The sequence below is a fragment of the Exiguobacterium sp. s95 genome (assembly GCF_018618655.1).
In the GTDB taxonomy this organism is placed as follows: Bacteria; Bacillota; Bacilli; order Exiguobacteriales; family Exiguobacteriaceae; genus Exiguobacterium_A; species Exiguobacterium_A oxidotolerans.
Genome location: NZ_JACSMM010000004.1, coordinates 1 through 12,953, shown reverse-complemented (window position 1 = coordinate 12,953; position 12,953 = coordinate 1). Strand labels below are relative to the sequence as shown.

The window sequence follows — 12,953 nt, the reverse complement described above, 5'->3', positions numbered from 1 at the left end:
TCCCTTCTTTCTCTTATAAGAACCGTTTAAAGGAGTGACGGATGACGTCGCCCCGACTGATGATTCCGACAAGCTTTCCTTGTTTTAAAATCGGTAATTTTTTAATCCGTTTCGAACCGAGCGTCGCTGCGATTTCTTCCATCTCCGTTTCAACATCTGCCGTGACGACTTTCCGGCGTGCCATCTCCATGACCGGACGGTTCAGAATGTGACGCACCCGCGCGTCATAATCTTCTTCATCCCCTTTGATGACATCTACATATAAAAACGTATCGACGATGATGTCTTTGTGCTTTCCAATCGCCCGCATGATGTCACCATCACTGATGTACCCAACGACTTCGCTCTCGTCATTGATGACGGGAACACCGCTGATTCCGGATTGGATGAAACGTTCGACGACATGGCGGATGACGTCTGTTTCGTGGACTGTGATCACTTCTTGTTTCATCGATTCATAAGCTTTCATCGGAATTCTCCTTTTGTGTGTGTTCTGAATAAATAAGTTGTATGATGCAATTAAATAACAGAAATGATTGTATAATACAACTAATGGACTGTCAAGTTTCCTGACCTCTCATTGACAGGGGCTAAGTCCTTGCGTAATGATGGGAAACATGAAGCACTTAGGAAAAGAGGGGATTAACATGTCTGATCAGGCACTCGAAGTGATTGAACTAGAACTTGCGATTCTGATTCGTCGTTTGACGACAGCGACGGCCGATAACCGAAATTTAGATCGCGCGTCGTATTTGTTACTGCGTCAACTGTCCGAGTCTGGTCCAGTCGGGGTGAAGACATTGGCACGCGAATTGCAACTTGACGTCTCTACCGTCAGCCGGCAAGCGGCAGCGCTCGATCAAAAGAAATTGGTCGAAAAAGTACGCGATGAAGCAGATGGCCGTGCCTTCTTCTATCACATCACTTCATTCGGACAGGAAGAATTGACGATTTACCGGACGGCACGCCTCGCGAGCATCGAACGCTTACTGACAGACTGGTCAGGCGATGATACGGAAGCATTTGGACGCCTGCTCCAACAATTTAATCGTGAACTACGGGAACGTTAATTAAAAAGCTTCATCTCTTCTTTTTTAGGAGATGAAGCTTTTTCTATGCAATAAAAAACGTCTCACACCGCATTGGCATGAGACGTCTTATTTTTATTTCTTCGCGAAGAGATCGGCTGTCTTAAGTGCCATCCGAACCGCTTTACGGTTCAATGTACCTTCTTGATGTTTAACCATCTTCGTCTGCTTGTTGAGTTTACCTTGTAATGTTTTAATCTTTTTATCTTTATCTTTATCGCGTTTTTGGATCGCAGCGATTTTTTTCTCTTCTTCCGGGAAGAATGATTCAAAACGAGCGATTGCTTCTTCCATGCTGATTCCTGTGATCGGTTTAACCGCTGGGAGAAGTTCTGTTTTCGCCATTTCACGGTCAAACGGCACGTTCTCTGGGTAGTTCGTGTCTTGGTAGATGTGCTCCAATTCGTTTGTGTTCAAGAAATCGACGAAGTTGTCGAAGTTTTTCGCTTGAATCCGAGCCGGGCTTTGGAAGTCAGCTGTTTCGACGATGTCTGAAAGACGTGTGTCTGCCGTGATATCGTTCGCCCAGATGTGCGTCAATTGGTGGTAATCCGTCAATTCACGCATCCGTGCATCTTTCGGAATCAAAATACTTGGTGTTCCAGCGAGCGTCGCTGTGATGTTTCCGTGGAGACGCGCACCAAAGCTCAAGTCAGCTTCTTTGAGGAAGTCGAACCAAGTTTGAGCGTTCAAGAAGAAACGAACACGGTCGTTCATATATGTCGGGTCAGACATTTTAACCGGGTAGTTCGTGACAGAAAGGTCCGCGATCGGATGCGTTCCTGTGTACGTCAATTTCAATTCTTTCATCCATTGCGGGATGAAGTAGTGATTTGGATACTCTTCCATTCCACGTGTGATGAAATCAAGGACGTTTTTCGGCGAAAGACGTGACGAGTTAACACTGATCATCGAATCTTTCGTGATGTTTGTCTCACGGATGTGAAGATCACGACCAAACGCATACATCGATGGGCAACCGATGACTTTGTGATCGATGCCTTCACGGAAACCGAGGCGTGTCAGGTATTTCGATGTGATTTCACCACGAAGTCCGATGATGCTTGAACGTTCGAGGACTGCGCTGACGAATGCTTTAACATCCTCGTCGAACGGGAATCCGCCTTTTAAGTCCGGCTCGAATGGTGCGCGTAGACCAACACCGATGACGACGACCGGAATTTTCAATTTCTTAATCAAACGTGTGTACTTACGAAGTGATGGTGCGAACTCTTGACGGAATGCATCCGCAAGTGGAATGACGTAAAGATCGAAGTTTTCGTTGATCTCGTCTGCACGCTCTTCATCGTAGTAGTAATAGTCAGGTGTGATCGTCGTTCCTTCTGTCATCAATGTACGGAAGATACTGTACTGATAGATCAAGTTCCCGACGTTCCCTCCGATTGAGTTTTCTTTCATCATGTACTCAGCGTCGAACTGCTCAAACGGTGTCATACCGGCGCGAATGATAATACGTTTCATGTAAATTAAATCCCCTCTCACATCTGTTGTTCAGTTTTATATCCAAATGGTACTACACAATATATTGATGGTTTTTTCAATCTTACTAAGAATAGATGAATTCTAGTAAGGAAGTCAATGCTATGTCCGCGAGATTCAGCTAAAGTTCAGCTAGAACGTTTGTGCTCTCCAGTCTACTCTCTCCGCTTAATTTTACCAGTATAGTAAACAGCGTACTAATTCCTTATTCGGAAACTCCACTCCGCAATCGTTCATATATCTTTAAATTCGTATGAATCATCCGTAACGTCGGGTGCACCGCTGGCTCCGCTCCTTCTATTAAACTGCCAAACAGATGGTCTGCTTCGACCATGCCTTGTTTTTCCATGTCCCGTTGCAACGACGACTTCATATCCGGTGCCATTTGGTGAATCCGTTTTTCCTGCTCCTGTTCGATATGTTGCACGAACGTTGCCCCTTGACTTTCCATGGCTTGTTTTGCTTCTTGTAAGACATTCCGGATGACACGATCCCCGGCTGCGTCGTCGCGAATCGGACCGATCGGTGCCCGAAATAGCGAAGTCACTCCGGAAAAAGTCGTAATGAAGAGATACTTTTGCCACATATCTTGCATGATGTGGTCTGATGCTTTAATCGATGCTTTCGTCCCTGCAAGTGCTTCCTTCACCTCAAACAAGCGATCCGTCCAGTCCCCTGTTCTTGGACCAAACACGAGTTGATGGGCAGGACTCGTCTGAATGACGCGTCCATTCGTGTCAAGCGTCGATTCAATGAAGCATAAGCCTCCGAGGACACGCGTCTCGCCAAATTTAGCGACGAGTTGTTCGATATGCCGCATCCCGTTCAAGACAGGTAACACATATGTATCAGGTCCGACGAACCCTTCGAGATCCCCGATGACATGCTCCAGGTGGTACGCTTTCGTCGACACGATGACTAGGTCAAACGTCTCTTTTGTTCCAACTTGGATTAAACGCGGCGTCAACGACACGTCTCCGTGCGGACTGTCAATCTCAAGACCTGTTCGCTCTAACTCCTTTGCCCGACGCTCACGGACAAGAAACGTCACGTCTTCCCCTTTTTCTGCTAGGCGTCCCCCGAAGTACCCTCCGACAGCTCCTGCACCCACGACTAAAATCTTCATCATATATCCTCCTTTGTCTTAAAGATCAACATGTTTTTCTCAGAAAATTGTTTTCTACATCCTATCATACTGAAGGTAATGCGAATGTAAACCAAACGAAATAAAGCGTTTTCATTAAAGCGCTTGCATTTTATATTCAGTCGTTTATACTACTTGTATACAAGTATACTCATAAAACAAAGCAGGTGATTTTTATGTCTGATTTTTTATACCCGATTAAATGGTTATCAAAAGCATCAACTGGAGATCGTGTCGCCCACGAACTCCGGATGCGTATCATTTCCGGAAAGATTGAGCAAGGGACCGTCCTTTCTGAAAATAAATTAGCGACGGATTTTTCCGTCAGTCGCTCGCCCGTTCGCGACGCTCTAAAAGTTCTCGCTGCTGAACGGATCATCCGGCTTGAGCGGATGGGTGCCGTCGTCGTTGGTTTGTCGGAAAAAGACATCCGCGAGATTTATGACGTCCGCCTGTTAATCGAAACGTTCGTCTTCGAACGGATCGTCCGGATGGACCGTCAAGAACTCGTCCGTGAACTGAGCAAGATCCTTGAGATGATGAAAGTCGCGATCAAGTTTAATGATGCCGACGAATTTTCGTATCAAGATGTTTTGTTCCACGAGACGATCATCCGGTCGATTGATCACAGTTATGTCAGCATGATTTGGCAAAACTTAAAACCGGTCATGGAAAGCTTCATCCTCTTATCGATGCGGACTCGCTTCGAAGGACAGATGGAGGATTTCGACCGGATCATCGCCAATCACGCACTTTATATCGAAGCCATCGAAACAGGAGACCGTGAACGGATGGTCACGTCTCTACACCAGAACTTCGACGATGTCCAAGAAGTCGAAGATTTATGGCAATCGCAACAGATGATGACGAAAGGAGTCGAACCACATGACTGAATACATGCTAGGAATCGATATCGGGACGACGAGCACGAAAGCCGTCCTCTTTACGACAAAAGGAGAAGTCGTCGGCCAGACGAACGTCGGTTATCCGCTCCATACACCAAACCGTTCGACTGCTGAACAGGATCCGGAAGAAATTTTCCACGCCGTCCTCGAAACAATCCGGCTGCTGACGAGGCAGTATCCGGACCAAAAACCGAAATTCGTCGCTTTCAGTAGTGCAATGCACAGCTTGATTGCCATCGATGAGGAGGACCAGCCTTTGACTGCCTGCATCACCTGGGCGGACAGTCGGAGCGAAGCCTGGTCGAACCGGATTAAGGAAGAGTACGGAAATGATGTCTACCACCGGACCGGTACACCGATTCACCCGATGTCCCCTCTCGCGAAAATCTTTTGGCTCGTCGAAGACCGGCCGGAGATTGCCGAGCGGACGAAAAAATACATCGGAATCAAGGAATTCGTCTTCCAGCGTCTGTTCGGACGTTACGTGATTGATCATTCGCTCGCATCGGCGACAGGATTGTTCAATATCCACGACATGAAGTGGGACTCGAAAGCCTTAGAGATCGCCGGCATCGATGCTTCAAAATTGTCGGAACCTGTCTCGACGACGACACAGTATTCGGACATTAATCCTGAATATGCAAAACAAATCGGACTTGATCCGGCAACACCTTTCATGATCGGTGCCAGTGACGGGGTCCTGTCAAACCTCGGTGTCAACGCCATCCGTAAGGGCGAGATTGCCATCACGATCGGGACGAGCGGTGCGATCCGGACTATCATTGACCGGCCGCAGACGGACGAAAAGGGACGGACATTCTGTTACGCACTGACTGAAAAGCACTGGGTCATCGGTGGTCCGGTCAACAATGGCGGGATGGTCTTACGCTGGATTCGTGATGAGCTCGCATCGGCTGAAGTCGAAACAGCGAAACGACTCGGGATTGATCCGTATGCGGTGTTGACGAAAATCGCTGAACGGGTCCGTCCGGGTTCAGACGGACTGTTGTTCCATCCGTATCTATCGGGCGAACGGGCACCTCTTTGGAATCCGGACGTCAGTGGCTCATTCTTCGGATTGACGTTGTCACATAAAAAAGAACATATGATTCGTGCCGCGTTAGAAGGTGTCATCTACAACCTGTACACTGTCTTCCTGGCATTGATTGAATGTATGGATGGTCCTGTCACACGGATTCAAGCAACCGGGGGGTTCGCGCGATCTGAAGTGTGGCGTCAGATGATGGCCGACATCTTTGAGTCGGAAGTCGTCATTCCAGAAAGTTTTGAAAGTTCATGTCTCGGGGCTTGTATTCTCGGATTGTATGCGACTGGGGAAGTCGATTCATTCGAAGTAGCTGCTGAGATGATTGGGGAAACACATCGTCATGTACCGAATGAAGAAGCGATGCACGAATACCGTCAATTGCTACCGATCTTCATCAGCTTGGCACGGACGCTTTCAGCCGACCATCGGCGGATCGCAGAGTATCAACGTAGCTTGATTCAGCAAGAAAACTAATTTATCTTTTGGGGGAAGTCACATGCCGTTAGTCATCGTTGCCATTGGGATCATCACATTACTCGTTTTAATCATGGGGTTGAAATTAAACACGTTTGTTTCATTAATCATCGTCTCGTTCGTCGTCGCTATACTACTTGGAATGCCGCTCGACCAAATCGTCACGACGATTGAAGCCGGTCTCGGCGGAACACTCGGTCACCTTGCGCTGATCTTCGGACTCGGTGCAATGCTCGGGAAATTAATTGCTGACGCCGGTGGTGCACAGCGGATCGCGATGACACTCGTCGCGAAATTCGGGGAAAAGAACATTCAATGGGCAGTCGTCGTCGCTTCATTCATCATCGGGATCGCGTTATTCTTCGAAGTCGGACTTGTTCTATTAATTCCAATCGTCTTTGCGATTTCACGTCAGCTTCGCGTCTCGATTCTCTATCTCGGGATTCCGATGGTCGCAGCACTTTCTGTTACACACGGCTTTTTACCACCTCACCCCGGTCCAACTGTCATCGCGGGTGAATACGGGGCAGATTTAGGGCAAGTCTTACTTTACGGTTTCTTAGTCGCTGTTCCGACGGTCATCATCGCCGGACCGCTCTTTACGAAAGTCGCAAAACGTCTTGTGCCGGAATCATTCAAAAAAACAGGTAACATCGCCTCACTCGGCGAACAAAAAGAATTTGATTTAAGTGAAACACCTGGATTCGGAATCAGTGTGTTCACAGCAATGCTACCTGTACTCTTAATGTCGATCGCCACGATTTTGACATTGCTACAAAAAACGCTCGGCTGGGACGGCAATGCGGTTCTTTCTGCCATCCAGTTCATCGGGAATGCTTCCACAGCAATGTTGATTTCGTTACTCGTCGCAGTCTATACGATGGGACTTGCACGTAATATCCCAATCAAGACCGTCATGGATTCATGTACGACAGCGATCACACAAATCGGAATGATGTTACTCATCATCGGTGGTGGCGGTGCCTTCAAACAAGTCTTAATCGATGGAGGCGTCGGTAAATATGTCGCTGAACTCTTTGCTGACACAACACTTTCACCGATTTTACTCGCGTGGTTGATTGCCGCGATCTTACGGATTTCACTCGGTTCGGCGACGGTCGCTTCACTGACGACAGCTGGACTCGTCATCCCGCTCCTCGGTCAATCAGACGTCAACCTCGCCCTCGTCGTGCTTGCGACTGGTGCTGGTAGCTTAATCGCTTCGCACGTCAACGATGCCGGGTTCTGGATGTTCAAAGAATACTTTGGTTTAACTATGAAAGAAACTTTCGCGACGTGGACGCTGCTTGAGACAATCATTTCCGTCTTCGGACTTGGATTCGTCCTCCTCCTCAGTCTCGTCGTCTAAAAAAAGGAGTCGTTACACTATGCTAAATTCAATCGGAGTCATCGGCCTTGGTGTCATGGGACGCAACATCGCCATGAACATGGCGAGCCATGATGAAAACGTCGCTATCTATAACTACACGCCAGACTTAACGGAACAACTCGTCGCGAACCGCGAAGGGTTACCGCTTCATCCGTACTATGACGTCGAAGCCTTCGTCCGCTCACTCGAGCGTCCACGCAAGATTTTCGTCATGGTCACGGCGGGAAGTGCCATCGATTCAGTCATCGGTTCGCTTATCCCGCACCTTGAGACGGGCGATATCATCATGGACGGTGGGAACTCCCACTTCCTCGATACGGAACGTCGCTTTGATCAACTAAACGAGCAGGGCATCGAGTACATCGGTGTCGGTGTCTCGGGTGGTGAAGTCGGAGCCCGGACCGGTCCTGCCATCATGCCGGGCGGAACAAAAGAAGCGTACGATCAAGTTGCGCCGATTTTGACAAAAATTGCAGCACAAGTGAACGGCGACCCATGTTGTGTCTACATCGGACCTAAAGGGGCCGGACACTTCGTCAAGATGGTCCATAACGGAATCGAGTACGCTGACATGCAGTTGATTGCAGAAGCTTACAGCTTCCTCCGTGTCCGTCTCGGACTCGATGTCGAAGAAATTGCGGACATCTTCTCCTCATGGAACGACGGCGAGTTAAAAAGTTATCTGATTGAAATCACGGCTGAGATTTTACGGAAAAAAGATGACGAGACGGGTCTTCCCTTGATCGACGTCATTCTCGATCAAGCCGGTCAAAAAGGAACGGGCAAATGGACGAGCTTGCAGTCCATTGATAATGGGATCGCTTCCTCTATCATTACGGAGGCACTCTTCGCCCGTTATCTCTCTGCCGTCAAAGAAGAACGTGTCGCTGCCGCCTCTGTCCTCGGTGGACCGGAAGCCCGTGCAGCGCTCGACAAAGACGTTTGGATCGAACGCATCCGCCAAGCACTCTACATGGGTAAAATCGCGGCTTACGCACAAGGCTTCACCCAGTACCGGACTTCATCCGAACTGTATGACTGGAACTTACGTCTTGAAGAGATTGCCTTGATTTTCCGTGGCGGTTGTATCATCCGCGCTGAGTTCCTCAATGTCATCAGCGAGGCTTTTGCAACGGACGCATCACTCGACAACTTAATGCTCGCACCGTACTTCGCAGACAAGGTACAGGCGTATCAAACGTCGCTCCGCCAAGTCGTCGCAGAAGGTGCGCTCACAGGTCTTGCGTCACCGTGTCTCAGCACGTCACTGACGTATTACGACAGTTACCGGACAGCGAATTCAAATGCCAACATCCTGCAAGCACAACGTGATTATTTCGGAGCTCATACGTATGCCCGGACCGATCGCGAAGGAATGTTCCATACTGAATGGCAATGACTTATACAGCTCCATCTCCCTGTTTCATTCAGGGAGATAGAGCTCTTTTTTTGTTCACAATTCATTTCTTGAAATAAGAATTTACAGGTTAAACCTTGACAAAAGAGACGCTTTATATGAAATTAGTATTAGATTAGAATTATTCTAGTGTGATAAGTACAGTTATTCTTAACGACTAGAACAGATTCTTAAATAGAACCCAACAGGAGGATTTTTATCATGTCTTTAATCGGAAGTGAAGTAAAACCATTTAGTGCATCAGCATTCCACAACGGAGAGTTCGTCGATCTTACAGACGCTAACCTTCGTGGAAAATGGAGTGTCGTTTGTTTCTACCCAGCAGACTTTACATTCGTTTGCCCGACTGAGCTCGAAGATCTTCAAAACCAATACGCAGCACTCAAAGCGCTTGACGTTGAAGTGTACTCCGTTTCAACAGATACGCACTTTACACATAAAGCTTGGCACGAAACTTCAGAAACAATCGGTAAAATCGAGTACGTCATGATTGGTGACCCGTCACACGTCATCTCACGTAACTTCGAAGTCTTAAACGAACAAGATGGACTTGCTGATCGCGGGACGTTCATCATCGATCCGGACGGCGTCATCCAGACTGTTGAAATCAACGCTGGTGGAATCGGCCGTGATGCAAGTACACTCGTCAACAAAATCAAAGCAGCACAATACGTGCGCAACAACCCAGGTGAAGTTTGCCCGGCGAAATGGGAAGAGGGTTCTGCAACACTCACACCTAGCCTTGACCTCGTAGGGAAAATTTAAGGAGCGGATTTGAGATGGCTTTAGCAGCAGATATTAAAGCACAACTCGCTCAATACCTCGATTTGTTAGAAGGAGACATCGTCCTCGCCGTCAGCGCCGGGACGGACTCCGTCTCACTCGAGATGAGCGAACTCGTCGAAGAAATCGCGAGTATGTCACCACGCATCAGCATCGAACAGGCGACGCTCGCCCGGACACCGAGCTTCAGCGTCAACCGCGCTGGTGAAATAAGTGGAATTACGTTCGCCGGGATTCCGCTCGGTCACGAGTTCACGTCACTCGTCTTGGCTTTGCTCCAAGTCAGTGGTCGTGCGCCGAAGATCGATGCGCCTGTCATCGAACAAATTAAAGGCATCAAAGAGACGTATCACTTCGAGTCGTACATCAGCCTCAGCTGTCACAACTGCCCGGATGTCGTCCAAGCCTTGAACGTCATGAGCGTCCTCAACCCGAACATCAGTCACACGATGATTGACGGTGGAGCGTTCAAAGAAGAAGTCGAGCAAAAAGAAATCATGGCTGTCCCGACGGTCTTCGTCAACGGCGAAGCATTCGGGAACGGACGGATGTCACTCGAAGAGATTCTTGCGAAGCTCGGTACGGGTACAGATGCAGCCGATTTCGCTGACAAAGATCCGTACGACGTCCTCGTCGTCGGTGGCGGTCCTGCCGGTTCAAGTGCCGCGATTTACGCAGCACGTAAAGGCATCCGGACCGGGATTGTCGCAGAACGTTTCGGCGGACAAGTCATGGATACGATGAGCATCGAAAACTTCATCAGCATGAAGTACACGGAAGGTCCGAAACTCGTCGCGAGTCTTGAAGAACACGTCAAGGAGTATGGCATCGATGTCATGAACCTGCAACGGGCAACACGTCTCGAGAAAAAAGACCTCGTTGAGCTGGAACTTGAGAATGGTGCGGTCCTCAAAACGAAAACGTTGATTTTGTCGACAGGTGCACGCTGGCGTAACGTCGGTGTCCCAGGCGAACTTGAGTTCAAGAACAAAGGTGTCGCGTACTGCCCACATTGTGATGGTCCACTCTTCGAAGGAAAACGCGTTGCGGTCATCGGCGGCGGTAATTCCGGTGTTGAAGCGGCAATCGACCTCGCAGGTCTCGTCAAACACGTCACGGTCCTTGAGTTCGCACCTGAACTGAAGGCAGATGCAGTTTTACAACAACGTCTCGCAAGTCTTCCGAACGTCACGGTCGTCGCAAACGCCCAGACGAAGGAAATCACGGGGACGGATAAAGTAAACGGCATCACCTATGTCGAGCGTGAAACAGGCGTTGAACAACACGTTGAGCTGGAAGGCGTCTTCGTCCAAATCGGTCTCGTGCCGAACACGGACTGGCTCGGTGATACGGTGGAACGCAACAAATTCGGTGAAATCCTCGTCGACCGTCATGGTGCGACGAATGTCCCTGGTGTGTTCGCAGCAGGTGACTGTACCGACAGTGTGTATAAACAAATCATCATCTCGATGGGCTCAGGCGCGACAGCTGCACTTGGTGCCTTCGATCATATGATTCGCAATTAATCGTTTAAACGTCTTGCTTCGGCAAGGCGTTTTTTTAATTTAAATACTATGTTTTCATCGATGTACGATTCTTATTTCCATTGCTTTCCTCGGGCATTGCTCCTTGCCTAGCGGACAATGAGTAGGGTCTCGCCTGCCTCTGGCAAGTCGCGTTAATAACGCACTTCAGACTGTAGACAAAGTGATATCGGGAGATCAAGCGTCTTTTTTTCATTGCTTTCCTCGGGCGAGGCGCAAGCCGTTGCTCCTTGGTCCTAGCGGACAATGAGCAGGGTCTTGCCTGCCTCTGAAAGTGCGTTAAAAACGCACTTTTCCCCGCAGGAGTCAACGAAACGTGACACTTTTTAGGTAATACCGTGAGGGAAATCCAGGCATGCAGACGGCTTAGAGCGCAATCCGTCTCGAATCGCTTTTAAAGCGAAAAGCAATCGATCGCGACCCTGCAGCTTTGCTGTAGCGGCGTGACCGATTGCCGCTTTGAAGACGAGGCGAGACAGGGGAGCGCGACCCTGCAGCTTTGCTGTAGCGGCGTGACCGATTGCCGCTTTGAAGACGAGGCGAGACAGGGGAGCGCGAACAGATTGCCTCTCGTTATCGCATGTTCACGCTTCATAAGCGTTTGTCTACACGCTGAGTGCGTTAATAACGCACTGTTCCCGTAGGAATCAATGGAAAATAAATCTTTTCCGAGACCATTTGGCTGAAGCACTATGTGAAACACAGATCTTTTAACGCGTATCCTGAATGGTATTGCTCCAACGCGAAAAACAAGCAGAAGCGAATTTGAACGAATACATACGCCGTCTTCCCTCTTCAGTATAAAAAGCAACGGTTCAACTGACCCCTATAAATTGTTCGATATTGACACTTTTAGCTAGTCCAGTATTTTGATAGATTTAAGCTATTCAAAATCTATCATAAAGAAGGTCTGACTCATGCAAAACGCAACACCGTATTCAAGCACTCGTACCCGGCAACTCGTCATCACGTCGATGTCGATTGCACTTGTTTTTGTCGCAACATTCTTTATTAATATTAAATTGCCAATCGCAGCGAACGGCGGACTTGTCCATATGGGGACGGCCATGTTGTTCATTATCGCCCTCTTGTTCGGACCGCGAACTGCCATGATCGCCGGAGCAGTCGGAATGGGACTCTTCGATATCGTATCAGGCTGGACACTTTGGGCTCCGTTCTCGTTCGTCGGACGTGGTCTGCAAGGTTTCGTTGTCGGTTATATTGCCTGGACATATGGTCGTAAAGCAACGAATGTCAGCGTCAACGTACTCGCAATGATTGCTTCTGTTCCATTTATGCTTGGCGTTTACTATATCTGTGAAGGGATTCTTTATAGTAACTGGATCGCTCCTGTTGCTTCAATCCCAGGTAACCTCGTTCAAAACGTCGTCGGAATCCTCGTTGCGATTCCGGTCAGCGCAGCTTTAAAGAAAACAGCATTTTTCCGCCAGCGCGGATAATCCATATGAAAAAGCCCTGTCTCCTAACGATTTGAACTGAACCCTAAATGGTGGACACTTGATAAAAGACCCCATTCGGGGTTTTTTGTGTTCAGAGATATCGATATACTATATCTATTCAATTCATACGGGAGGACTATTTATGAACAGACGTACCTTTAATCCAGATCAAATCAGACAACTTGAAGCGAATCCCCACG

At 48.5% G+C, this 12,953-nt stretch carries 11 protein-coding genes; 8 read left to right on the top strand and 3 right to left on the bottom strand.

All coding sequences use genetic code 11. The features are described 5' to 3' along the window. Positions 1-13: 13 nt before the first annotated feature. Entirely contained in the window at positions 14-469 is a 456-nt protein-coding gene (locus KNP99_RS08820) for a CBS domain-containing protein (RefSeq protein WP_029332115.1), read from the bottom strand. A gap of 178 nt (positions 470-647) precedes the next feature. Between KNP99_RS08820 and KNP99_RS08815 the strand changes: the two genes are divergently transcribed. Next, on the top strand, positions 648-1,070 hold the full coding sequence (locus KNP99_RS08815) for a MarR family winged helix-turn-helix transcriptional regulator (RefSeq protein ID WP_088838261.1): 423 nt from the start codon (positions 648-650) through the stop codon (positions 1,068-1,070). Between the two features lie 93 nt (positions 1,071-1,163). On the opposite strand, the gene KNP99_RS08810 is transcribed toward KNP99_RS08815, so the two are convergent. Together KNP99_RS08810 and KNP99_RS08805 are read right to left on the bottom strand one after the other, a co-directional pair. After that, positions 1,164-2,570 carry a polysaccharide pyruvyl transferase family protein gene (locus KNP99_RS08810; protein ID WP_088838262.1) on the bottom strand — a complete coding sequence of 469 codons (1,407 nt, stop codon included), beginning with the start codon at positions 2,568-2,570 and terminating at the stop codon, positions 1,164-1,166. 223 nt (positions 2,571-2,793) lie between these two features. Continuing rightward, positions 2,794-3,714 (bottom strand): ketopantoate reductase family protein, encoded by a 921-nt coding sequence (locus tag KNP99_RS08805; RefSeq protein ID WP_214846185.1) that lies wholly within the window; start codon positions 3,712-3,714, stop codon positions 2,794-2,796. 194 nt (positions 3,715-3,908) lie between these two features. Between KNP99_RS08805 and KNP99_RS08800 the strand changes: the two genes are divergently transcribed. From KNP99_RS08800 to KNP99_RS08770, 7 genes are all read left to right on the top strand, one after another. Continuing rightward, positions 3,909-4,625 carry a GntR family transcriptional regulator gene (locus KNP99_RS08800; protein ID WP_088838264.1) on the top strand — a complete coding sequence of 239 codons (717 nt, stop codon included), beginning with the start codon at positions 3,909-3,911 and terminating at the stop codon, positions 4,623-4,625. Then, positions 4,618-6,159, top strand: a complete 1,542-nt coding sequence (gene gntK / locus KNP99_RS08795; RefSeq protein ID WP_214770259.1) for a gluconokinase — start codon at positions 4,618-4,620, stop codon at positions 6,157-6,159. Before KNP99_RS08800 ends, gntK begins: the two co-directional genes overlap by 8 nt. Positions 6,160-6,181: 22 nt before the next feature. Beyond that, a complete protein-coding gene (locus KNP99_RS08790; protein ID WP_029332123.1) occupies positions 6,182-7,528 on the top strand; it encodes a GntP family permease in 1,347 nt (448 codons plus the stop codon). A gap of 19 nt (positions 7,529-7,547) precedes the next feature. Beyond that, positions 7,548-8,948: a decarboxylating NADP(+)-dependent phosphogluconate dehydrogenase gene (gnd, locus tag KNP99_RS08785; protein WP_214766278.1), complete on the top strand. Its 1,401-nt coding sequence runs from the start codon at positions 7,548-7,550 to the stop codon at positions 8,946-8,948. A 219-nt stretch (positions 8,949-9,167) separates the two neighbouring features. Continuing rightward, positions 9,168-9,731 (top strand): alkyl hydroperoxide reductase subunit C, encoded by a 564-nt coding sequence (gene ahpC, locus KNP99_RS08780; protein ID WP_028105377.1) that lies wholly within the window; start codon positions 9,168-9,170, stop codon positions 9,729-9,731. Positions 9,732-9,745: 14 nt separating this feature from the next. Beyond that, complete coding sequence (gene ahpF / locus KNP99_RS08775; protein WP_214805359.1) at positions 9,746-11,275, top strand: alkyl hydroperoxide reductase subunit F; 1,530 nt, start codon at positions 9,746-9,748, stop codon at positions 11,273-11,275. Positions 11,276-12,210: 935 nt separating this feature from the next. Next, the gene (locus tag KNP99_RS08770) at positions 12,211-12,753 is read left to right on the top strand and encodes an ECF transporter S component (RefSeq protein WP_029332126.1); all 543 of its coding nucleotides are present in this window, start codon (positions 12,211-12,213) and stop codon (positions 12,751-12,753) included. Positions 12,754-12,953: the final 200 nt, after the last annotated feature.

Excerpts from the sequence above, each read along its gene's own strand:
- KNP99_RS08820 (WP_029332115.1), bottom strand. The coding sequence starts at position 469 with ATGAAAGCTTATGAATCGATGAAACAAGAAGTGATCACAGTCCACGAA.
- KNP99_RS08815 (WP_088838261.1), top strand. The coding sequence starts at position 648 with ATGTCTGATCAGGCACTCGAAGTGATTGAACTAGAACTTGCGATTCTG.
- KNP99_RS08810 (WP_088838262.1), bottom strand. The coding sequence starts at position 2,570 with ATGAAACGTATTATCATTCGCGCCGGTATGACACCGTTTGAGCAGTTC.
- KNP99_RS08805 (WP_214846185.1), bottom strand. The coding sequence starts at position 3,714 with ATGAAGATTTTAGTCGTGGGTGCAGGAGCTGTCGGAGGGTACTTCGGG.
- KNP99_RS08800 (WP_088838264.1), top strand. The coding sequence starts at position 3,909 with ATGTCTGATTTTTTATACCCGATTAAATGGTTATCAAAAGCATCAACT.
- gntK (WP_214770259.1), top strand. The coding sequence starts at position 4,618 with ATGACTGAATACATGCTAGGAATCGATATCGGGACGACGAGCACGAAA.
- KNP99_RS08790 (WP_029332123.1), top strand. The coding sequence starts at position 6,182 with ATGCCGTTAGTCATCGTTGCCATTGGGATCATCACATTACTCGTTTTA.
- gnd (WP_214766278.1), top strand. The coding sequence starts at position 7,548 with ATGCTAAATTCAATCGGAGTCATCGGCCTTGGTGTCATGGGACGCAAC.
- ahpC (WP_028105377.1), top strand. The coding sequence starts at position 9,168 with ATGTCTTTAATCGGAAGTGAAGTAAAACCATTTAGTGCATCAGCATTC.
- ahpF (WP_214805359.1), top strand. The coding sequence starts at position 9,746 with ATGGCTTTAGCAGCAGATATTAAAGCACAACTCGCTCAATACCTCGAT.
- KNP99_RS08770 (WP_029332126.1), top strand. The coding sequence starts at position 12,211 with ATGCAAAACGCAACACCGTATTCAAGCACTCGTACCCGGCAACTCGTC.